This window comes from Neptunicella marina (assembly GCF_014270035.1).
In the GTDB taxonomy this organism is placed as follows: Bacteria; Pseudomonadota; Gammaproteobacteria; order Enterobacterales; family Alteromonadaceae; genus Neptunicella; species Neptunicella marina.
The window spans coordinates 247,986-271,408 of the sequence record NZ_JACNEP010000007.1; the positions used below are offsets into that span (position 1 = coordinate 247,986).

The following is a 23,423-nucleotide window of genomic DNA, read 5'->3' on the forward strand; positions in this document are numbered from 1 at the left end:
TATCATGAAATATAATCTGTTTGCTGCTTGCCTTGTATTGTTGGGCATTGGTGCCTGCACTGATCAGCATACAACCCGGCAACAGCTTGATGGTTTCATCTATTGTTCGGAAGGCAGTCCGGGCAGTTTTAATCCACAAATGGATACATCGGGCACAACAGCAGACGCGACAGCCCATCAGATATATGATCGTTTAATCGAATTTGATCCCCATACCAATAAACTCGAGCCTGCCTTAGCAGAAAGCTGGGCAATCAGCAGCGATGGCTTAACTTATACTTTCCAACTTCGTAAAAAAGTCAGCTTTCATCAAACCAGTTATTTTACTCCAAGTCGCTATTTTAATGCTGATGATGTGATATTTAGTATCGACCGCTGGCGCTTAGATGATCATCCCTATCATAGGGTGTCAGGTGGCGTTTATCCCTATTTTGTCAGCCTTGGTCTGACATCAATTGTTGCAAGTGTCGAGCGCATAAATGGCTACAGGATTGAGATAAAGCTGACCCGGCCAGACAGTTCATTTCTGGCTAATCTGGCCACTGATTTTGCAGTAATACTATCGGCAGAGTATGCACAACAGTTGCTGGACGATGGTCATCCTGAGCAAATTGATCAGTTACCCATTGGTACCGGGCCGTTTGTATTTGAAAGCTATCGAAAAGGACGCTACATCCGCTATCATAAAAATGAAAATTACTGGCATCATGAAGTGTCTATCAATCAGTTAATTTTCGATATCACACCCGCCAGTTCGACCAGGTTAGCTAAATTACTAACAGGCGAATGTGATGCCATTGCATTTCCTGCCTACCCGGATCTCAACATTATTAAGAGCCGTGCAAACTTGCAAGTGGATGAAAAACCCGGGTTGAATGTAGGATTCTGGGCTTTTAATACACAAGTAGAGCCTTTTAATAATCCGTTAGTGCGTAAAGCGCTTGCCATGGCGATTGATAAAGATACGCTGATTAATACCGTTTATTCTGATAGTGCGGTGCGTGCCCGCAGTTTGTTGCCGCCAACGTCCTGGGCATATCAGGCATCAGCAAAAGATAGCAGTTACAATCCGGTTTTAGCGCGTGAATTACTCGATGAGGCAGGCATTCCTGAAGGGTTTACGTTTGACATCTGGGCATTGCCGATTGAACGAGCATATAACCCTAATGCTCGCAAAATGGCCGAACTAATCAAAGGCTATTTAAAACAAGTGGGGGTTAACGTTAATGTGGTCAGTTACGAATGGAGCACATTCCGTCAACGCTTAAGAGAAGGCAAACATGATACCGTATTAATTGGCTGGAACGCTGATAATGCGGACCCGGATAACTTCTACCGTCCACTACTAAGTTGTGCAGCCATTGCATCGGGGACCAACCGTTCCAACTGGTGTAACGAAGAATACGATAGTCTGATAGATCAGGCGCTGTTATACAGTGAGCCAGAAGTACGTAGCTTGTTTTATCAGATGGCGAACACCATATTATCTGACGAAATGCCGTTAGTTCCTATAGCCCACGCATATCGCTATCAGGCATATCAAAATCGCCTTAAGAATTTTGATATTAATCCGTTTGGTGGGATTAAGTTAGGCGATGTGGAGAAAGTAAGATGATTGCTTATTTACTACGTCGCCTTAATTTATTTGTTGTCACCATTTTTGTGGTAACACTGGCGACATTCGCCTTAAATTATTTATTTCCCGGCGATACACTGGAAAACCTTTCAGGTATTTCCAGTCATCAAACTGCCGAATATAACCAAATCGTTCAGTACCATGGTTTCGATCATAATATCGTTTATCAGTATGGTATGTATTTGCAGCATTTATGGAAAGGTGACTGGGGTATTAGCAGCAGTTCAGGCAATGACATCGTTGAAGAAATAAAACTGGTGTTACCCGCTACGCTGGAGCTAAGTGTTTATGCCATGGTTCTGTCGTTATTTATTGGTATACCCTTTGGATTCTGGGCCGGCCTGCGTCACAGACGACCAATTGATTTAGGTATTTTATCGGCGAGTGTGCTGGGATATTCAATACCGGTGTTTTGGCTTGCCTTACTGCTTATCCTGTTTTTCGCTTTACAATTAGGCTGGTTGCCTATGTCTGGCAGAATAAGCTTGTTATACGATATCCCTCATTATTCCGGTTTTATCTTAATTGATATTTTAAAATCGGATATTCCGAATAAACAAGACGCACTTAGTAATGCGATAAGGCATATGATTTTGCCTACCTTGTCCATTGCATTGGTGACTGCCACCATTGTTATCAGGATAACCCGCCGTTCTGTTGCCGATGTGATGCAAAGTGACTATATACGCGCAGCCCTTGCCCGTGGGCTGACTCGTCCACAGGTATTCTGGCGCCATGGCCTGCGTAACACCTTGCTCCCTATTTTACCGCAACTGGTATTGCAATTTACCACTCTGCTCACTAATGCCATGATTGTTGAAGTAATCTTCTCATGGCCGGGCATAGGTAACTGGTTAATGCAGGCGGTTTATGTACAGGATTTTCCCGCTATCCGCGGTGGAGTGCTGGCAGTATCGATTGTGGTAATTATTTTCACCTTATTAATGGATATTGTACTTAGAGTGATAAACCCACTGAAAAACAGGGATATACATGGGACAATCTAAACTCTATCTCGAAGACCATTTCCCGTCACCGGTTAAACATACCTGGATTGAATTCAGACGTAATCACGTTTCTATCATTGGCCTGTGGATCTTCCTGTTTTTTGTTGCTGTTATTGTATTTGCACCGGGTATCGCACCATTTAGCCCAACAGAGCAAAATACCGATGTAATTTTGCTGCAACCGGCATGGGATAATAGCGGCACCATAGTGCATTTGTTTGGTACCGATAGTTTGGGACGTGATGTCTTATCACGGGTAATACATGGTAGCCGTGTTACATTTGGTATCAGTATCTTAATTGTTTTAATTGCTATGTTAGTTGGATTTAGCCTTGGGGCATTTGCTGGCATGGGACATGGTCTGCGTGCCAGTGTATTAAATCACTTACTTGATGCAATTATGGTTATTCCGACACTTATTATCGCCATTATCATAGTGGCAATATTTGGCACCGGCTTAACCAGCTGTATGTGGGCTATTACCTTGTCCATGATCCCAAAATTCATCCATCTGACCCGGGATTTAGTGCGTAACGCCTGTCACATGGAATACGTAACGGCAGCCCGATTAGACGGTGCCAGTAATACCCGTATTTTATTTGATTCAATCTTGCCAAATATGATTGAACCATTGGTCGTCAATGGCACATTTGCACTATCTGTCGCGATACTTGAATTAAGTGCCCTGGGCTTTTTAAATCTGGGTGCACAAGCTCCCACAGCCGAATTGGGCGCTATGCTATCCGATGGTCTGGAAGTGGCTTATATTGCCCCATGGAATATTGCCCTGCCCGGAGCAGCAATCCTGCTCATGCTGATTGCAGTCAATTTAGTCGGCGACGGCTTACGTACCGCATTAAGAAACAGGTTGCAGCAATAATGTTTTTACTCGATGTGAAAAACCTGACACTGGAAATTGAAACCACCAATGGCTGGGTAAAGGCATTGGATAAAGTTAACATCAGCCTTAAGCGCGGTGAAATCAGTGCATTAGTTGGTGAGTCTGGCTCAGGTAAAAGCTTAATAGTAAGAACTATTGTTGGCGCGTTACCTGAGCGCTGGAAGATAACGGCAGACAGAATGACCTGGAAAGGACAAGATCTATTATCCATGTCGGAAAAAGCCCGCCGAAAACTAACCCGTGATGAAATGTCGGTCTTTTTCCAAAATGCGCCCGATGCCTTTGATCCCACAGCGACACTAGGTGAACAATTGCGTGAAAGCGTGCCGGATAAGATGCTCGACAAAGGTTTTTTCTGGCAACGAAAACAACAACGCGACGCTCTAATTATCAAATACCTACACAAAGTGGGTATCAAAAATCATCGTCAATGTATGCAAGCGTACCCGCATCAGGTAGCAGATGATGTGTGCCAGAAAGTCATGCTCGCCAGCGCTCTGGTGAGCAAGCCTGAACTTCTCATCGCTGACGATCCCACAATGGGCATGGAAATAACCAATAAAGTACAAATACTGCGGTTATTAACCCGTTTAAATCAGACTCAGAATTTGAGTATTTTATTTATTAGCCACGATTTACTGGCAATTGGCAATATGGCCACTGATATGACAGTTCTTTATTGTGGACAAACAGTAGAAAGTGGAAAAATGGCGCAACTTCGCAATAAACCACTGCATCCCTATACTCAGGCCCTATTAAACAGCGCTCCCAGCTTTCGTAAAGATTTGCCCCCAAAAGCGCCACTATCATCATTATCAGGCACTATCCCTACCCTGCAACATCTGCCAATAGGTTGTCGACTGGGGCCACGTTGCCCAAGGGCTCAGAAAGAGTGTGTCAAAACACCTTCCCCAAAAAAATTGCAAAATCGCAGTTACAGTTGCCATTTTCCGTTAAACCGGAGCATTGAATGAGTTCATTACTCGAAGTTAAAGATCTGAGTTACTGTGCCAAATCCCGGGGAACACTGTTTAAACGGGAACAGAGTTTTAAGCTTGAGCCAATTAATTTCGAGCTGCAATCTGGCGAAACGATGGCCATTATTGGCGACAATGGTTCCGGTAAATCCACTGTTGCGAAATTACTGGTAGGTGCAGCAATGCCTGATAGTGGCAGTATCATCTTAAATGGTGAAACCATGCAACCGGGCAATATAAAACAACGTTGTTTAAAAATTCGTATGGTGTTTCAACATAGCCAAAGTTCACTCAATCCAGGTTTAACCTTAGGGGCACTTTTGGATGAACCGTTGAAGCTCAATACTGAATACGACGGTTATGAGCGTCGTCGCATAATCGAAGAAACATTAGTGAAAGTTGGCTTAATGGCTGAACACGCCCATTTCTATGCACATATGCTCTCAGAAGGTCAAAAGCAGCGTGTCGCGGTAGCCCGGGCGCTTATTCTCAATCCTGAAGTTATTGTTGCAGATGAGCCGTTTGCAGCCCTGGATCCGTCGGTACGCTCACAAACAGTAAATCTGCTGGTAAAATTGCAGCAAGACTTAGGCGTAGGTTTTATTTTTATTTCTCACAATTTAGGAATAGTGCGCCATATTAGCGATCGAATCCTGGTGATGCGTCATGGGAAAGTGATTGAAGCCGGAAAAACAGATGTGATTTTTAACTGGCCAAAACATGACTACACCAAGAAATTGATTTATGCCTACCAATCCCTAAGTAAACGTTAATTTAACGACAAAAATTTGAGAATATACACTCATTAAAAAAGGCGCCAGTGGCGCCTTTTTTAAACGGTTAACCTTTCTATAGCGTAGAGAAAACCTCTATCTCAGCCTGATTTTTTAAGGCTTCAACAAATGCCCCCATAGCTTGCTGTGACTTCATTGATTCCAGACGTTGAGAAATGCCGGCAATCTGATCTGCTGGCGTTTCTGCAGCACTGTTAATGGCCTGTACTTCCACTAATGCAGCGTTATTACCAGAGACTTCCACTGCCGCGAGATTTTCACCGGTTTTAGCCGACATTTTAAATGCTTGTTGGCTAATGGCTGGAGCAATCTGACTGCCATAACGCGGTAACGCTTTCTGCTCTTGCCATTCAACAGACTTTTCACCCAGCTTAGCAGTAATATCTTCACCATTTTGCAACGCAGCAACCAGCTCCTGAGTCCAGGTTAGTGCAGCTTGTTGTTCTTTTTCGGCTTTCAGTGTTTCCGTAATTTGCACAGAAACTTCTTCAAGTGAGCGGGTTCTTACAGGCTGATGCTCATGCATACGGAACACAACAACATGGTTGTCACCCACTTCCTGAACTTCACTGTTTACGCCCTGATAAATGATTTCATCTGTGAAAACAGCGTTCAATACAGCAGGCTGATTAAACAACTCAGGAGCGGCATTACGGTCAAACAATTCTGTGGTTTGAATTTTCTTCCCGGCAACGCTGGCAACCTCATCCAGATTATCCGGAACTTCAAACGCGACTTCAGCCATACGCTGCTGGAGAGAATACAGTTCAGTTACCGCTTTATCATGCTTAACTTTCGCAACAACATCATCACGAATATCAGCCAACGGCGTGGTAACCTGCTTCTTACTGTCAATTAATTTAATAATGTGAAAACCAAAACTACTTTTAACCACATCAGATAGCTGGCCTTTTTCATTCATAGCAAAGGCTGCATCTTCAAATGCCGGATCCATTTCACCTTTTTTAAACCATGCCAGTTCACCGCCATCTTCTGCACTGGCGATATCCGCCGAGTTCTCCTGAGCCAGAGTAGCAAAATCTGCACCTTGCTTAATCTGGTTTAAGATGTCCTCAGCTTTAGTTTTTGCCGCGGCTTCATCATCACCAAAATCAATCAGGATATGTGCAACTTTGCGCTCTCCTTCAGTTTGGTAAGCCGTTAAGTTGTCCTGATAATACTGATTAACTTCATCATCGCTAACATCAATACTGTCAAGTAAATCATCAATTTTCAGTTCTACATAATCCAGAGATACTTTTTCCTGAGTATCGTATTGAGTCACGTGTGACTGGTAATACTGGTTAACCTCTTCATCAGAAACACTTACCTCATCAGCAAACGATTTGCCTTCCACCAAAAGATAACGAATATCGCGAGTTTGCTGCTGAAGTTTTAGTACCTGTTCAGCTTCAGATGGCAAGGCAAAGTTACTTCCAAGCAACGCCTGAACCACTTGCTGACGAGTCATATCCACACGCATATAATCGCGGAAAGAGCTAGGTTGATAACCAGCCTGACGCAAAATAGCCAGATAAGTGTCATTGTTGAATTTTCCATCCAGCTGAAATTCGCGCATATTGACGATTTTTTGTTTGATTTGTTCGTCACTAACGCGTAATCCTAATTTTTCTGCTGTTTGCTCAAATAAGGTTTCAGCAATTAAGCGGTCTAAAACAGATTGTTTGATTTGTTTTAGATAACCAGAGTCTGAGGCTAAATCAGCGAACGCATCACCATATTGGGATTCCAATCTCGCACGTTCATTTTGATAAGCACGCTCAAACGTCGCTGCACCAATATCGGTTCCGTTAACAGTAGCGACAGGTTGCTCAGCTTTGGTGTTTAGGTAGCTACCAACACCGGCCAATGCGAAAGTGATACATACAAATCCCAATATCGCCTTTGCCCAAAAGCCCTGCGATCCTTCTCGAATTTTTTCTAACATGGTGTTTTTCGAACTCCAATTTAATTTTTCTCGTTATCGGAAATTCGATGACGAAATTCCAGACGCCGGATTATAACGCAATTATCCCCTGGTAAAAAAGCATCTAACCGGCATTTTCACCTAGTAAACGCACCTCTTTGAACTCTGAATTTTTAAATTTGAGATAAAACCACGATGAAAGGAAAAAACAGATGGGGAGAGGTACAGATAACAAAAAGGCGATGAATAAATCATCGCCTTTTTACAGAACTAACAATCGACTTAGTTACAAGCGTCTTTCAGTGCTTTACCAGCTTTGAAAGAAGGAACTTTAGCAGCTGCGATTTGAATGGTTGCACCCGTTTGTGGGTTACGACCGGTGCGAGCAGCACGCTCACGAACAGAGAAAGTACCAAAGCCTACCAATGCAACTTGATCACCAGCTTTCAAAGCTTCAGTAACAGCGTCTGTTAGCGCGTCTAGAGCACGGCCAGCTGACGCTTTAGAAATATCTGCACCTGCGGCAATTTTGTCGATTAATTGAGACTTGTTCACAATATCATCCCCTTCAATTGTTATTATATTGTTTGGTTAACTCAACCAGCATTAAAATTTGTTGTTTTCCACATCGGAGTGATTACTCTGAAATGTTCAAACAGATTTGCTTTCAATGAATCACCGCTATCCCTTTTGCGATAAGGCCTGTGGCGAAACTGAGTCTAAGGCTACCACAACTTTTGTCTGAGTGAAGCCCTAAATTCAAAAAAAATTAAAAAAACAGCAGAAAAATTACTTTTTCTTGCGCGAAACCGTAACTGGCTTGAATTTTTCCGGCTGTTCCTGCAGAGCAATGGACAGAACATCGTCAATCCATTGTACTGCATGAATATCCAAATCCTGTTTAACGTTGTCCGGGATCTCTTCCAGATCACGCTCATTTTCCTTAGGAATGATCACCGTTGTTATCCCGCCACGATGAGCCGCTAACAGTTTTTCTTTCAAACCACCAATAGCAAGTACTTCACCACGCAAGGTAATTTCACCTGTCATTGCCACATCACAACGAACCGGATTTCCCGTTAGCGAAGATACCAGAGCGGTACACATTGCGATCCCCGCACTCGGACCGTCTTTAGGGGTCGCGCCTTCAGGTACATGGACGTGAATATCGCGCTTTTCGTAGAAATCTTCGTTAATTCGTAGTGTTTCAGAACGTCCCCGCACCACTGTCATGGCGGTTTTAATTGACTCCTGCATCACATCGCCCAGTGAACCGGTAAAAGTGGTTTTACCTTTGCCCGGCACGGATGTGGTTTCAATCGTCAGTAAATCCCCGCCGACTTGTGTCCAAGCCAAACCGGTAACCTGACCAATCTGGTTATTTTTGTCTGCTTTGCCATAGTCAAAGCGTTGCACACCAAGATATTCAGATAGATTGTCCTGAGTAACGGTGACGGCTTTGGTGGCTTTATTAAGCAGAATATTCTTTACGGCTTTACGACAGATCTTAGAAATTTCTCTTTCCAGGCTACGTACACCAGCTTCTCTGGTGTAATAACGTATGATGCCAACAATTGCCGATTCCTCAATTGTTAGTTCACCTTTTTTCAGACCATTGCGCGACATTTGTTTTTCAATGAGATGACGCGTTGCAATGTTAAGTTTTTCATCTTCGGTATAGCCGGATAAACGAATGACTTCCATACGGTCCAATAACGGACCAGGAATGTTCATGCTGTTTGACGTTGCAACAAACATCACATCGGATAAGTCATAATCCACTTCCAGATAATGATCACTAAAAGTACTGTTTTGTTCCGGATCGAGTACTTCAAGTAATGCAGACGCAGGATCACCGCGCATATCAGACGAAATTTTATCGATCTCATCTAACAAAAACAGCGGATTTTTCACCTCAACCTTAGCCATTTTCTGGATCAACTTGCCCGGCATCGAGCCTATGTAAGTGCGGCGATGACCACGAATTTCCGCTTCATCACGCACTCCACCTAACGCCATACGCACATATTTGCGACCGGTTGCTTTCGCAATGGATTGTCCTAAGCTGGTTTTACCCACACCTGGAGGTCCAACTAAGCACAGAATTGGGCCTTTAAGTTTTTTAACACGTTGCTGTACTGCTAAATATTCCAGAATACGTTCTTTAACTTTCTCAAGACCATAGTGATCTTCATTTAATACATTTTCGGCAACCACTAAATCGCGTTTAACTTTACTACGTTTATGCCAGGGCACGGTTACCAGCCAGTCAATGTAGCTACGCACCACTGTCGCTTCGGCAGACATAGGCGACATCATTTTTAACTTGTGCAGCTCAGACGATGCTTTTTGTTTTGCATCCGCCGTCATTTTGGCGTCTTCAATCTTTTTGGCTAGTGCTTCAAATTCATCAGGTGCGTCATCAATTTCACCTAACTCTTTTTGAATCGCTTTCATTTGTTCGTTGAGATAGTACTCACGTTGACTGCGTTCCATTTGCTTTTTAACTCGCGAGCGAATTTTCTTTTCCACTTGCAGCAAATCGATTTCACTTTCCATCAACGCCATCAAATACTCCAGACGCTCATGCACATCCAGAATTTCCAGCACTTTTTGTTTTTCCGCCAACTTCAGCGACATGTGCGCTGCCATGGTATCGGCTAACCTTGCAGCCTCTTCAATACCATTTAATGAAGTCAAAACTTCAGGTGGGATCTTCTTGTTAAGTTTTATGTAACCTTCAAATTGTGAAATCGCAGAACGAACTAACACTTCCTGTTCGGCCTCACCTATTTCGTCATCTGGCGTGGTATTAATCTCACCAATAAAATATTCTTCAGTTTGCAAATAAGTCTGAACCTGACCACGCAGATTACCCTCAACTAACACCTTTACTGTGCCATCGGGCAATTTTAACAACTGTAGTATGGTGGCAATGGTGCCCACTTTATACAAATCATCCACTGCGGGTTCATCGACAGAGGCGTCTTTTTGCGCTACTAAAAATATTTGTTTGTCATTTTCCATTGCTGCTTCTAAGCAGCGAATTGATTTTTCCCGGCCAACAAATAAAGGGATCACCATGTGCGGATAAACCACAACATCACGTAATGCTAATACCGGAATTTCCAGACGATCCGAACTCACTTCTGTCATATTAATTCTCTTTTACTATCTCTGGCCTCAAAACATTGCTAACTATATGGGGATCCCTGTTGGCAAGTTCAATTGGTTTTTAATCTATTTAATTTGAATGAGTGTCGCAAATTGTGAAGCGGCTTTCCATGCCTTTATCGGCCAAATTCACCAATAAAAAAGGCCCTTTAAGGGCCTTTTTAAAATGTTTATTCTGAAGCGGCTTTTTTCTCTTGCTCACTTTCATATATTAGAATTGGTTTCGACTCCCCGCGAATAGCAGACTCATCAATCACGACTTTACTGACGTTTTCCAGTGATGGAAGTTCATACATAGTATCCAGTAACACCGCCTCTACAATGGAGCGCAATCCACGCGCCCCGGTTTTACGTTTCATGGCTTTGGCTGCTATGGCGTGCAGTGCATCTTCACGGAATTCCAACTCAACATCTTCCATCGAGAACAATGCACCATACTGCTTGGTTAGTGCATTTTTAGGTTCCTGGAGAATCTGAATTAACGCGTCTTCACTGAGCTCTTCCAAGGTGGCGACAACCGGTAAACGCCCGATAAATTCGGGAATCAAACCGTATTTAACCAAATCTTCCGGTTCAACCTTCTGGAACAATTTCGACAAAGTGTCTTTATTGTTTTTGCTTTTAACTTCAGCTCCAAATCCGATACCACTGCCGGTTAAGGCGCGTTGTTCAATGACTTTATCCAATCCAGCAAATGCACCACCACAAATAAACAGAATCTTGGAGGTATCTACCTGCAAAAACTCCTGCTGTGGATGTTTACGACCACCTTGTGGTGGTACTGATGCAATGGTGCCTTCTATCAGTTTCAATAGTGCTTGTTGAACACCTTCACCGGATACATCACGAGTAATTGATGGGTTATCAGATTTACGTGAAATTTTGTCGATTTCATCGATATACACGATACCACGCTGGGCTTTTTCAACGTCGTAATCACATTTCTGTAATAACTTCTGAATAATGTTCTCAACGTCTTCCCCCACATAACCCGCTTCAGTCAATGTGGTTGCATCGGCCATCGTAAACGGCACGTCCAGTAAGCGCGCTAACGTTTCTGCCAGTAATGTTTTACCACTACCAGTTGGACCAATTAATAGAATGTTACTTTTACCTAGCTCAACACCTTCATGTACATCGCCATTACGTAAACGCTTGTAATGGTTATATACCGCAACGGACAGAACTTTTTTTGCGTGTTCCTGACCGATAACGTAATCATCCAGGTGATGGTGAATTTCTTGCGGCTTGGGCAAAGAATCCGCTGCCTTTTTATTCGGCGCGATTTCTTTTATCTCTTCACGAATGATGTCGTTACATAACTCAACACATTCGTCACATATAAATACGGATGGGCCGGCAATCAGTTTTCTGACTTCGTGCTGACTTTTGCCACAAAAAGAGCAATACAGTAATTTATTATCACTGTCGTTGTTGTGGTCGTCACTCATTAAACCTACCTCTGTTTTCGGACCTAAAACCTGCCCTTAACCCAAACAGGAAAAGGGCGAGGGTACTTTCAGTTTAGTCTATTTATCTAATCTGCTCGTTAAAACACTATCAACTAAACCATATTTCACTGCTTCTTCAGCATTCATAAAGTTGTCACGGTCTGTATCTCGCGCAACAACATCGTAATCCTGTCCAGTATGACCGGCGATCAGACGATTTAGTTTATCTTTAATGTATAAAATTTCTTTGGCGTGAATTTCAAAGTCAGAAGCCTGCCCCTGAAAACCACCCAGTGGTTGATGGATCATAACGCGTGCATTAGGTAAACAATAACGCTTACCTTTTTCACCACCGGATAATAAAAACGCGCCCATACTGGCAGCCTGACCCACACAAACCGTGCTTACATTAGGTTTGATGAAATTCATGGTGTCGTAAATAGCCATACCTGCAGTAACAGACCCTCCAGGCGAGTTTATATAAAGGAAAATATCCTGATCCGGATTCTCTGATTCCAGAAATAACATCTGTGCGACTATCAGATTGGCCATATGGTCCTCAACCTGACCGACCAGAAAAATAACACGCTCTTTTAATAAACGTGAATAGATATCATAAGAACGTTCACCCTTGGCGGTTTGTTCAACAACCATAGGGACCAGCGCATCTTGAATGTCGAAATTTTTATTTTGCATCATAATAGTGATCAATTTTCCATATATAAAAAAAATGCCCGGTAAGCACCGAGCATTTAATCAGTTGCTGACTGGTTAAGTCAACGAACAAGCAAGATTTTAAGCTTGTTTGTTCATGATATCATCGAATGGTGTTTCGACTTCAGTCACTTGTGCTGATTCAAGAATAAGGTCAATTGCCTGATCTTCAAGGGCAACATTCTGCATTTGTTGCATTAATTCCTGATTTGATTTGTAGTAGCTAATAACTTCCTGAGGATCTTCATAAGCAGAAGCTGCAGATTCGATCATCTGATCAACACGGTCGCTATCTACCTTCAGCTCGTTTTGTTTGATCACTTCACCTAACAACAAACCAATGCTTACACGACGTTCTGCATTTTCTTTAAACAGTTCAGCTGGTAATTCTGGTGTTTTACCACCAGTTTGACCGCCAAAACGCTGAATTGCCTGTTGACGCAAAACATCAACTTCCTGCTCAACCAATGCTTTTGGTAATTCAACTTCATTGGCTTCTAATAAACCAGTCAATACTTGTTCTTTGATACGGTTCTTCAGGTTTTGAGTTAATTCGCGATCCATGTTTTTACGCACTTCTGTCTTTAACTCTTTAACACCACCTTCCTCAATACCGAATAATTTAGCAAATTCGTCATCCAGTTTAGGCAGATTTAATGCTTCAACTTTCTTCACTGTAATGGCGAAAGTAGCAGCTTTACCTTTTAAATTTTCTGCGTGATAGTCTTCCGGGAAAGTTACGTCAACAGAGACTTCTGAACCAGCTTTAGCACCAACGATACCCTCTTCGAAACCCGGGATCATTCGACCTTTGCCCATTTCCAGCGTAAAGTCTTCGGCTTTACCACCTTCAAATTCTTCGCCATCGATACTACCAACAAAATCGATAGTCACCTGGTCTTCTGCTTTAGCAGCGCGTTTTACTTCGCTCCAGGTCGCGTGTTGCTTACGCAGTGTTTCCAACATACCTTTTACGTCGTCTGCGTTAATTTTTACAACAGGTTTCTCAACCTTGATGGTATCTAAGCCAGACAATTTAACTTCCGGATAAACTTCAAAAGATGCAACGAACTCAATGCCTTCGCCTTCTACATCTTTTTTCAGTTCAAATGTCGGAGCTCCAGCAGGTGTCAGTTTTTCCTGCATAATCGCCTGATAGAAATTACGTTGCATCACTTCACCAGAGATTTCCTGACGAACAGCCTGACCATAACGTTTTTGAATAACTTTAACTGGCACTTTACCCGGACGGAAACCGTTAATACGCTGAGTCTTGGCTAATTGCTGTAAACGTGATTTAACTGCGGAATCAATATTTTCCGCTTCGACTGTGATCGTCAGACGGCGTTCTAAACCTTGAGTCGTCTCAACTGAAACTTGCATTCTTATACCTCAATATTGCGCTGTATGGCGCTTATAATTTGTCATTCATTAAGGGGATCAACATATATGTGCGAAAGCATTTCCGCTACTGAACAACCGCCATGAAAGACACTTGACTAGAAAAAAGACGCAGCATTATAGCGGTGACTTTTTTATGAGTCGAGCCGAAAACCTAAAAAAATCGCCAGATAATGGAAATTATTACGGGTAATTGCACAAATAATCTGTGACTGATTGATACAAAGGGAAAAGAAAATGGTCGGTGAGACAGGATTTGAACCTGCGACCCCTTGGACCCAAACCAAGTGCGCTACCAAACTGCGCTACTCACCGAATAATTTTTATCGGAAACCGTGAAAATGGTGCGGAAGGAGAGACTTGAACTCTCACGCCGTGAAGCACTGGAACCTAAATCCAGCGTGTCTACCAATTTCACCACTTCCGCAAGAAAGTGGGGTGGACGATGGGGCTCGAACCCACGACAACCGGAATCACAATCCGGGGCTCTACCAACTGAGCTACGCCCACCATAGAGGTGTTTTTTTCACTTGACTGAGGCAACGCCAATGGCGCGCCCGGCAGGATTCGAACCTGCGACCCACGGCTTAGAAGGCCGTTGCTCTATCCAGCTGAGCTACGGGCGCATAATACGCACCTGCGACAGTTCAAGCAAGTGGTCGGTGAGACAGGATTTGAACCTGCGACCCCTTGGACCCAAACCAAGTGCGCTACCAAACTGCGCTACTCACCGCCTTTCAAAGCTAGTAACGACGATGCCCTGCCGTTATGGGAGGCGCATATTACCCACTTGCCTATAGGTCGTCAAACACTTTTTTAAACAAAAAGTTTGAATGATTAGAATTAAAGCAATGTTCACAAAAAACAGCCAGTAACGGGTGTATTTCAGTCAATAAAGTAACTATCAAGATTGCCTGTATTCAACGCGATGTGTGACAATAGCGCCCCTGTTTAATTGTCAAAAAAAGAAAACCCTCGATGCCAGCGCAAATTATTGATGGAAAATTAATAGCCAAACAAGTCAGAGTGAATGTAGCCGAACATGTTCGTTCAATCGTTTCATCAGGAAAACGAGCTCCGGGACTGGCTGTCGTTTTAGTTGGCGCGGATCCCGCTTCACAAGTCTATGTTGGAAGCAAACGGAAAGCCTGTGAAGAAGTTGGTTTCGTGTCTAAATCCTTTGATTTACCCTCTAATACGGGTCAGCAGCAATTACTGGATTTAATTGATAAATTAAATCAGGACAAAGAAATCGATGGCATTTTAGTGCAGTTGCCGTTACCAGCGGGACTCGATGCCAATGAAATTCTGGAACGCATTCATCCTAATAAAGATGTTGATGGTTTCCATCCTTATAATATTGGTCGTCTGGCGGAACGTATGCCCGCCCTTCGCCCCTGCACACCTAAAGGCATTATGACACTGATAGAATCCAGCAAACGTCCGGTAAAAGGATTGGATGCTGTCGTTGTAGGTGCATCTAACATTGTCGGCCGTCCCATGTCGTTAGAGCTATTACTGGCTGGATGCACTACCACCGTATGTCATAAATTCACCAAGAACTTACGAGCCCATGTTGAACGCGCAGATTTACTGGTGGTCGCTGTAGGTAAAGCTGAGTTTATTCCCGGTGAGTGGATTAAACCTGGCGCCATTGTCATTGATGTAGGTATTAACCGGGTGGATGATGGTTCTCTAGTGGGGGATGTCGAATACAAGGTTTCCAGCGAACGAGCGGGCTGGATCACACCTGTACCTGGTGGTGTAGGGCCTATGACAGTTGCGAGCCTTATAGAAAATACTCTTGAAGCGTACGTAAAATACCACTCCTGATACACACCATAAAAAGGCGCTTTAAGCGCCTTTTTTATGTCTGATGTAATGCCAGACAAAACTCAATATTGTAATAATTGCCAACAAATAACAGTAAAAAGCAAAGGGAATAATATCCACAGGCGAGATAGAAAAACTCGCACCAAGTAACAGCAACTGTGCACCGTATGGCAGGATCCCCTGTAATACGCACGCAAATATATCCACAAGACTCGCGGCTTGTTTAGCTTCTATACCACCTTCCTTTGCCAGTGATTTCACTGTATCTCCGGCCACAATGATCGCCACCGTATTGTTTGCCACACAGGCATTAACACTGCTTATCAAGCCCGCAATACCGATTGAGTAACCCAATTCTTTTGGCAACGCTGTTGCTTTTACAAGTCTGGAAATTGCATTAACTAAAAAGACTAATCCACCTTGCTGACGCATTAACGCCGACAAGCCCCCCAGCAATAAAGATAAAATAAATACTTCCTGCATTTGGGTGAAACCGTTGTATACGTCTTTACCGATGCTAACAACCTGATATTCACCAAATAACATGCCCAATAGCGCGCTGGCGACAATACCTATGGTTAAAACGGTAAACACATTCATGCCAGCGACTGCCAAAATCAAAATCAGCACATATGGCAACACTAACCATAAATTTGAACTATCAGGCGGTGTTACTTCAGCAGGTACGCCAAGGGTCAGCAGTAATACAATAACCAGAAGGGCGGCAGGTAATGCCAGTTTAATGTTGGCGCGGAATTTATCCTTCATATCACAACCCTGAGTACGGGTTGCTGCGATAGTGGTATCAGAAATAATCGACAAGTTATCACCAAAAATAGCACCACTAACCAATACACCAGCCATTAAGGCGGGCTCTATTCCGGCTTGTAGTGCAACACCGCTGGCGATTGGCGCTAAGGCCGCCAGAGTGCCCATTGAGGTACCCATTGAGGTAGCAATAAAGGCTGCAATAATAAAAAGCCCTGGCAAAATAAAACTGGCAGGCACCAGTTGTAACCCCAGAGCAACGGTTGCATCCACGCCACCTGAAGCTTTAGCAACGGATGAAAACGCCCCGGCCATCAGATATATCAAGCACATAGTAATGATATTGCTATGCCCTGCCCCTTGCACAAATTCAGCAATGGTTTTATCCAGTGATAAACGGGATAAAAAAACAGCAAGTAGCACGGCCGGTAACATAGCTGCTGGCGCTGGTAGCTGATAAAACGCAAAATCGACACCTTGTGACTGGAAGTAAAAACCCACTCCCAAAAACAATGCCAGAAAGAGCACAAGTGGTAACAAGGCAACCGGATTTGCATTATGGTTTTGCATAAATTCACCAAAGACGTTTAGACGTCTAGAATTCTAACCATTTTGATTTTCGGTGCAACCGATAATTATCAGTGGCAATATTCCGTTCAATTATGAATCAATCAGCTTCTTCAGTGCCTGAAGAGCATCCCGTTTTTTTAGCCGAACGTTTTTGCATTTGTATTCTCCTTAAACAACATTAACTGATTGTTTAAAAAGAAATTTAAATTAATTTACCTGGTGACCTGTAACGATGACATCAAATGGTTGGAGTTGAGGAATAGACTTACGTAACTGATTTTCCACATCATCCAGACGTTTCATTTTGCCACAAAACCATTTAGCTTTATTACGCAATGTCTGCGCGCGCGGCCCAACCTGACGCTCGATTTCAGCGCCCATGGTTTCCAGGCGCAATGATAGGTTATCCATGCGTTGCTGCGTTTGAGCGTCACCATCGCTGGTAAGTCCGGCTATAGCGGACAATATCCCACCTATTGAGGTTTTGATGGCATGTTCGATTTCTTCTTCCATTTTGGCATCAACCAGAAGATCAACATTTTCCAGACTACGGGGACCAATATAGTAGTAATCTTCGGTATGGATAAATTTTTTGCCAACCTTACGTTTCACCCGCTTTAACGCGCTGGAAAGTCGTTTATAACTGGTATGATCTTCTCCCACCAGGCCAAGATAAACATTTTCCACTGTACTGATGGCGATATCGACACCTTCCGTTGCGAGCAACACCATTTTGGGCATGGCATAATGGATACCGTGTGAAAATTCGGCCAGCAATTGATTTTGTTGTTCATTTAGCATTAACCAGTCACCTTGCACAATCAACTGATTATCGCCGTTAATCTGATAAAGGGTTCGGTAGTCTTCCACTATACGGATCTGATTATCATTAACCAGAATGCCCTGCTGCAGATCCATATCGCATTCAAAGTCTGCAAAGCAGGAGGAGCTCACCAACAACAAGCAACTGGTCATGAGTGTTTTTAACATATGCAACATCCACATTAATACAAATGTATTGTGGATCTAATTTGAGCCAAACAAAAGGTTCACAGGCTCAGGTGTTCAAATTGCGAGCTAATCTGCGGTTTTAACTAAACGAACATAGGGAAACAAGGTTTGGGTTTTAGTGGCATTGCTACCATTAAAAAAAGCCACAACCCAACTTTTGGTTGGATCGGTCATGGATGGTGTGGACGTCCAGAAATCATCAGCCGGAGTGTCAGGAAATAAGCCCTCGTTGATTGCTGGTCGAACACACTGACGTTCAACGATGGTATTTAACTCTTTCATATTGGGTAATCGCCAGCCGGTTTGCTGGTTAAAAACATAACCATGTGCTAATTGTAATGCTTGTTGCCAGTTCATCGGTTTGGCATCTCCGGTACAGCGCCCTGAGGTTTGATTCCAAGTCTGACCAATTGCACAACGCATCCACAACAACCGATTAGTATTGTCCCTTAGCATACCTCCTGTTATTTGTGTGTATTGGTCTTCATTAATTGATGCAGGAATATTATTTTGACAGTCAGCTGTCGCCCAAGCGCTGACCAATACCAATGTCCCTAAAATTATTTTTAGTATTTTCATTAACGCCCCGCCCTTACCAGTCTGATATGTGCTGCACTGCCTTTATTAATAAAGTTGTCATTACCCGTGGCAAAATCCACCACCCAGGCATTTTGTGATTCATCATTACTCACACCATCAGCACTGGGCTCACTTGTCCAGTACCATACAGGAGCGGTTAAACCCGACGTAGCAAAGGGAAAATAATTCGAATCAATTAACGGAGCGGTGGTTTTGCCCAAATGCAAAATAGACACTAATTCGTTATGGCTCGGTAATCGCCAGTCATAAAATCCACACACTCCTGCATTGTTCACTGCCAACACATAATCAGTGGTATTACATTGTGCCAGGTTGCAATTGCTTGCCGCACCATTAAGCGCGCCATCAATACCACCATTATTTTCTTGCTGATACCAGGAAAAGCTGTGCTGATAAAATCCCAAACCTGCACTGGCTTGTTTCACTTCCCAAATTAGCCCAGTAACATTGTCTCTCACACAACGCCAGGTCGTCGCATTATCAGGTAGTTCATCACCGTAGAGATCCAGCTTGGTAAAATCAAAACCTTTGTCGCCTTCACCGGCTTTGGGCTGGTTACCATTTTTTGCGATAGCATCGCGCCCATTATCTGCATCCTGATTAGGATATTGCGCAACTAACGCCTGAGAATTTACCTGTGCTGACCCATCAGAATGCAAAATAACACCAGTGTCATTTAAACGACTTAATACCTGTGGTACCACTTTAACATCCAAGCTATCTTCTACCTTATTTCCAAGTGCATCCGTCACTTGCAGGGTAAAGGTAGCAGTGGATGACTCAGTCACGCTGGGGGCGACTGCATAGGTTGCCAGAGTATTTTCACTGACAATGGATGGTGCCAGTTGAGAATCATTTAACCAGCGGTAACTAAGCGGCATGGCATCAGGATTAACCGTATCAGCCTGACCTAACAGCAGTATATTTTCGCCACTGGTGACGGTTACATTTTCTCCGGCATAAACAGTGGGTAAAGTATCACTTGCCGCTACCACCGCGATGGTAACCTGTGCTGTGTTCTGCCCGCCTTCGCCATCAGTAACGGTTAAACTAAATGTCATGGACTCACCAGGATCTGCAATTGGTGCAGTTAACCTCAAAATTTCCCCATCCAGACTTTTTCCCTGAGTAATATCGCTACCGGCTGTTTGTGACCAACGCCATTCAGTAATGGGATTATTTATATCGACTGCGTCTGTATCAAAACTGCTGGTGCCATCCAAAACAATTGCCGACCCAGCAGGGAATTGTAAGCTGGCATAATTAGCGTGTTGATTGGCGACGATGACCGGCGTAGGCAAAGTATTTACTGGCTGAATCGTAATCATTACCGAATCGGTTGCTGCGTTGCCCAATCCGTCAGTCACGGTCAGGCTGGCAATGTAATCAACAGGAACCGTGGTTTGAGGTGCCGTAAAAGAAGCGGCTGCCATCGTAGTATCGTCGTGAGCAATATCCAGAGCAGGAGTAAGGCTCCAGGCATAAGTTAACTCTGTAGTTTGACCTCTTGCACTACCGGTTAACGCGACCAGCGAGTTTTCGTTAGCACTGAAATCATCAGGAAGAGTAATGGATACTGCAGGTTTGGGAGGTTGCTCGACAGGGGCTGTCGATAAGGTATCCTCGCCTGAACACGCCAGTAACGAAAACAATATAAAACTGACAAAATACAAACGTAACAACAGGCTGTCCTTATTTAGTTTAACTGCCTAATGTATCGTTTGCTGACTCAAATACTTGATAGTTTTATATGATTTCAGACACTTTCACGTTCATTGATTTCTCCCAGTGTCACCTGGGTAATTTCAAGAAGCTTTTTACTGGCAGCGACATCTGTCATGTCGTAAACCATCATGCAGATATGGTCAACCGTACCAGTGGTGCTTTTCAGCGGCGATAGCGTGATATTTTGGTACATATAGTCTTCACTACCAGTAATCGGACGATAGTTAGGAAAACGAAATAAATAAGGGCGCTGCTCCCAAATCATAAATGCCCGGTTTTTTAATTCAAACACCTGACGCGCTTTTTGAGTAAACCAGTTGCAATCAATGTCCGGAAACAGTTCAAACAAAGATTTATCTCTGACTTCACTGGGTAACATGCCACTGTGACTTTCCATAAATCCATTCCACAGCTTTATATTATAATCTTTATCCAGCACCACCAAACCCACATCCACTGTTTGCAACATATCCATCATCCAATGGAATTCTGTCAATTCAGTATGATCACTCATGAATTAATCCTCCATCCAATGGGATAATTTGTGGTTCATTATTTTCATCGATTCTTCAGTGACCAACATCAGTAAATCACAATGAACATTATATCCTTCCAGGCCATAACTCACTTCTATCGCAACGGTTCTGCGCCAGCGGGTTTTATTCGTTGAAATCAGTTCAGATATATTGCAGTGCTGTCCTAACACAACCGGATGCCCCTGACTAAAATGCATATCCAGTTGAGTGGCAAAACCATTTAAAAATGACCCAATCAGAATATTGGCGGCATCCATTAGCAGTTCAAGCTGAACCTGATCATCCACTTCATCTTTAACATTCAGTATTTTAGCAACGTCACCAAAACTGGAATCGCTGAGTATAAACAAGGCTTCACCACACACACCTGGCCCAACAAACCCCTGACAAATACCAGAAACTGATTCTTCATCTTCAATATCCTGCAGCATCATTACCAGCTCTGATACTTCAATCAGATTAACGTTTGGAATAGGCAATTTCACAAATACGTTCATCAACCGCGCCAGATTATCTCCCGCCTGTCCCATGGCAATATTAGCAATTTCCTGGTAACAATCACGAACTTGAGGATCAAGTCGTTCAAGCTGCTTAACCTGTTGATGATGAATTTCGGTATGAATTTGATGTTTGGTTAAAACCTGCTCCAACACTTCTGCGCGCACAGGTTTTTCAATAAACTCCAGCGCACCAAGTTTTTGGACTCGCTGATGGGCTTCCGGCTGAATATCACCAGAAATAACAATGGTTTTGGTTGATAGTCCTTGCTGCTTAATTTGTTCCAGTACCTGATAACCATCCATAACAGGCATGTTTAAGTCCAGTAATAATAACTGTCCTTTACCTTCTATTAGCGCATTAATTCCTTCCTGCCCATTTTTGGCAAAATGGACCGCGACATCCCAGTCGTCTGGCAGGCTCTTGGCAACTTGTTTGCGTGCAACCAAAGAGTCATCACATATAAGCACCGAAAACATAAACGTTTTCCTTAACAGGGTGAATGGTTATAACACTAGTGATAGCAGCAAATTAACGGGATGCCCAATTTGAACCATCAACGACAACCACAGGCAACAACCTGACATGATACATTTTTTAACAACATATTAATGTATCGACAAGAATGGCAATTGATAAAGCAATTATCAAACAATTAATGTAAATAAATACCTGATAATTCCGGGAAAATTAGGTGCAAATATTCAAGTTTCAATCAGCGTAAAGTCAATATTTACGCTAATGCATCAGGATGCTGGCAGACCGGATGTTCAACTGGAATCTGTAAGGTTACCGCAAAGCCATGAGGCTCAGCCACACTGATATCAAAGCTATGTTGCTGAGGATAAGTGACATTCAAACGCTCATGAATATTTTTAAGCCCCACCCCTTGCTCTTTAAACACAAGGTCGTTCAAATTGGTAAATGGACCGTTATCTTCAACCCGCATTAACAATCTGCCATGAATACAATGCGCCTGAATCAAAATTTTCCCCCCTGTACGCATTTTGCTTATGGCATATTTAATCGAATTTTCAACCAAAGGTTGCAGAATCAAGCTAGGTAATAACAGATTTAACGCATTAGGTTCAATGTCAAACTCTACCGTCAGCCTTTCATCAAAGCGTGTTTTTTCGATGTCCAAATATAACTTAAGCGCATCGACTTCTTCCCGGAGGGTAATTTTTTTATCCGGATCATTATCGAGTGAATAACGGAAAAAGGTAGAAAGCTTAATCAGCATATCATTGGCTCCTTGCTGACAGCCTTGAAGCACTAAAGTAGAAATAGCATTAAGCGTATTGAACAAAAAGTGAGGATTAATCTGATAACGCAACATTTTAATTTGTGATTTGTGAGACAACATCACAGCCCGAAAATGCTGCTCTTTTTCCTGTACTAGCCGAAAATGGTAATTAATACCAAAATATAAGCTACTCCATACCATTACCATAAAAAACGCATAGCTAATCGTCATAAACAAACGACTAGGTTGATGCTCTGCGTCAAAATGCCCTTGAAAAGCCTGCAAAATTGAGAACTGATCTTCCCAGCTCCACACCACCATATTCTTTAATGGTGTCCAGATAACAGCGACCATCAAGCTGCTAAAAACCACAGCTAAAATCAGATGTGCAGGTTTCAACCGCCAGAAATGCCGGTACAGATAACGCAACGGCCAGGTTAAGAATAACGCAATAATGCCGCTGGTTAACACCGGGAAAATCACGAGATCATTATCCAGCTTATCACTGCCAATAAATGCAATATTATCGATAGTCAGAATCAAAACATAAAACATCCAGCCCAATACATGCAATTTCCAAAAAGAAGGCTTTTCAGTATCATGAATGATCGGCTCGTTGGATGACTGGAAAAACAATTCTGGCATAGGGAGTAA

Annotated in this window: 19 protein-coding genes and 5 tRNA genes; 6 read left to right on the top strand and 18 right to left on the bottom strand. The window is 43.0% G+C overall.

All coding sequences use genetic code 11. The features are described 5' to 3' along the window. The first annotated feature begins 4 nt into the window (after positions 1-4). The 5 genes from H8B19_RS11120 to H8B19_RS11140 are packed head-to-tail and all read left to right on the top strand — an operon-like array spanning position 5 to position 5,294. On the top strand, positions 5-1,615 hold the full coding sequence (locus H8B19_RS11120; protein WP_186506955.1) for an ABC transporter substrate-binding protein: 1,611 nt from the start codon (positions 5-7) through the stop codon (positions 1,613-1,615). Then, a complete protein-coding gene (locus H8B19_RS11125; protein WP_186506956.1) occupies positions 1,612-2,643 on the top strand; it encodes an ABC transporter permease in 1,032 nt (343 codons plus the stop codon). Before H8B19_RS11120 ends, H8B19_RS11125 begins: the two co-directional genes overlap by 4 nt. Continuing rightward, on the top strand, positions 2,630-3,523 hold the full coding sequence (locus tag H8B19_RS11130) for an ABC transporter permease subunit (protein ID WP_186506957.1): 894 nt from the start codon (positions 2,630-2,632) through the stop codon (positions 3,521-3,523). Before H8B19_RS11125 ends, H8B19_RS11130 begins: the two co-directional genes overlap by 14 nt. Next, positions 3,523-4,518, top strand: a complete 996-nt coding sequence (locus tag H8B19_RS11135) for an oligopeptide/dipeptide ABC transporter ATP-binding protein (protein ID WP_186506958.1) — start codon at positions 3,523-3,525, stop codon at positions 4,516-4,518. The genes H8B19_RS11130 and H8B19_RS11135 overlap by 1 nt, the downstream gene beginning before the upstream one ends. Then, positions 4,515-5,294: an ATP-binding cassette domain-containing protein gene (locus H8B19_RS11140; protein ID WP_186506959.1), complete on the top strand. Its 780-nt coding sequence runs from the start codon at positions 4,515-4,517 to the stop codon at positions 5,292-5,294. Before H8B19_RS11135 ends, H8B19_RS11140 begins: the two co-directional genes overlap by 4 nt. A 76-nt stretch (positions 5,295-5,370) precedes the next feature. On the opposite strand, the gene H8B19_RS11145 is transcribed toward H8B19_RS11140, so the two are convergent. From H8B19_RS11145 to H8B19_RS11195, 11 genes are all read right to left on the bottom strand, one after another. Next, positions 5,371-7,263, bottom strand: coding sequence for a SurA N-terminal domain-containing protein (locus tag H8B19_RS11145; protein ID WP_186506960.1), 1,893 nt, complete (start codon positions 7,261-7,263; stop codon positions 5,371-5,373). A 261-nt stretch (positions 7,264-7,524) separates the two neighbouring features. Continuing rightward, the gene (gene hupB / locus H8B19_RS11150) at positions 7,525-7,797 is read right to left on the bottom strand and encodes a nucleoid-associated protein HU-beta (RefSeq protein ID WP_186506961.1); all 273 of its coding nucleotides are present in this window, start codon (positions 7,795-7,797) and stop codon (positions 7,525-7,527) included. Between the two features lie 234 nt (positions 7,798-8,031). Further along, positions 8,032-10,398 carry an endopeptidase La gene (gene lon, locus H8B19_RS11155; protein WP_186506962.1) on the bottom strand — a complete coding sequence of 789 codons (2,367 nt, stop codon included), beginning with the start codon at positions 10,396-10,398 and terminating at the stop codon, positions 8,032-8,034. A gap of 188 nt (positions 10,399-10,586) precedes the next feature. Further along, entirely contained in the window at positions 10,587-11,867 is a 1,281-nt protein-coding gene (clpX, locus tag H8B19_RS11160) for an ATP-dependent protease ATP-binding subunit ClpX (RefSeq protein ID WP_186506963.1), read from the bottom strand. A gap of 78 nt (positions 11,868-11,945) precedes the next feature. Then, entirely contained in the window at positions 11,946-12,563 is a 618-nt protein-coding gene (gene clpP / locus H8B19_RS11165; protein WP_186506998.1) for an ATP-dependent Clp endopeptidase proteolytic subunit ClpP, read from the bottom strand. 99 nt (positions 12,564-12,662) lie between these two features. Beyond that, positions 12,663-13,964, bottom strand: coding sequence for a trigger factor (tig, locus tag H8B19_RS11170; RefSeq protein ID WP_186506964.1), 1,302 nt, complete (start codon positions 13,962-13,964; stop codon positions 12,663-12,665). A gap of 256 nt (positions 13,965-14,220) precedes the next feature. Continuing rightward, positions 14,221-14,297, bottom strand: a tRNA-Pro gene (locus H8B19_RS11175). Between the two features lie 27 nt (positions 14,298-14,324). Continuing rightward, a tRNA-Leu gene (locus tag H8B19_RS11180) sits at positions 14,325-14,409 on the bottom strand. Positions 14,410-14,416: 7 nt separating this feature from the next. Further along, positions 14,417-14,492 (bottom strand) — tRNA-His (locus H8B19_RS11185). 39 nt (positions 14,493-14,531) lie between these two features. Next, positions 14,532-14,608 (bottom strand) — tRNA-Arg (locus tag H8B19_RS11190). A gap of 30 nt (positions 14,609-14,638) precedes the next feature. Then, a tRNA-Pro gene (locus tag H8B19_RS11195) sits at positions 14,639-14,715 on the bottom strand. Between the two features lie 245 nt (positions 14,716-14,960). Between H8B19_RS11195 and folD the strand changes: the two genes are divergently transcribed. Continuing rightward, on the top strand, positions 14,961-15,815 hold the full coding sequence (gene folD, locus H8B19_RS11200) for a bifunctional methylenetetrahydrofolate dehydrogenase/methenyltetrahydrofolate cyclohydrolase FolD (protein WP_186506965.1): 855 nt from the start codon (positions 14,961-14,963) through the stop codon (positions 15,813-15,815). A 21-nt stretch (positions 15,816-15,836) separates the two neighbouring features. Here folD and H8B19_RS11205 read toward each other — a convergent pair whose 3' ends face one another. The 7 genes from H8B19_RS11205 to H8B19_RS11235 form a co-directional block, all read right to left on the bottom strand. After that, complete coding sequence (locus H8B19_RS11205) at positions 15,837-17,153, bottom strand: Na+/H+ antiporter NhaC family protein (RefSeq protein WP_186506966.1); 1,317 nt, start codon at positions 17,151-17,153, stop codon at positions 15,837-15,839. Between the two features lie 207 nt (positions 17,154-17,360). Then, positions 17,361-18,143, bottom strand: a complete 783-nt coding sequence (locus H8B19_RS11210; protein ID WP_241737570.1) for a DUF2884 family protein — start codon at positions 18,141-18,143, stop codon at positions 17,361-17,363. Positions 18,144-18,230: 87 nt separating this feature from the next. Continuing rightward, positions 18,231-18,620, bottom strand: a complete 390-nt coding sequence (locus H8B19_RS11215) for an Lcl C-terminal domain-containing protein (RefSeq protein ID WP_241737571.1) — start codon at positions 18,618-18,620, stop codon at positions 18,231-18,233. Between the two features lie 122 nt (positions 18,621-18,742). After that, a complete protein-coding gene (locus tag H8B19_RS11220) occupies positions 18,743-20,446 on the bottom strand; it encodes an Lcl C-terminal domain-containing protein (protein WP_186506968.1) in 1,704 nt (567 codons plus the stop codon). A 74-nt stretch (positions 20,447-20,520) separates the two neighbouring features. Then, positions 20,521-21,003, bottom strand: coding sequence for a PAS domain-containing protein (locus tag H8B19_RS11225; RefSeq protein ID WP_186506969.1), 483 nt, complete (start codon positions 21,001-21,003; stop codon positions 20,521-20,523). Between the two features lie 3 nt (positions 21,004-21,006). Further along, positions 21,007-22,002: a response regulator gene (locus H8B19_RS11230; RefSeq protein WP_186506970.1), complete on the bottom strand. Its 996-nt coding sequence runs from the start codon at positions 22,000-22,002 to the stop codon at positions 21,007-21,009. 254 nt (positions 22,003-22,256) lie between these two features. After that, positions 22,257-23,414: a sensor histidine kinase gene (locus tag H8B19_RS11235; RefSeq protein WP_186506971.1), complete on the bottom strand. Its 1,158-nt coding sequence runs from the start codon at positions 23,412-23,414 to the stop codon at positions 22,257-22,259. Between the last annotated feature and the right edge of the window lie 9 nt (positions 23,415-23,423).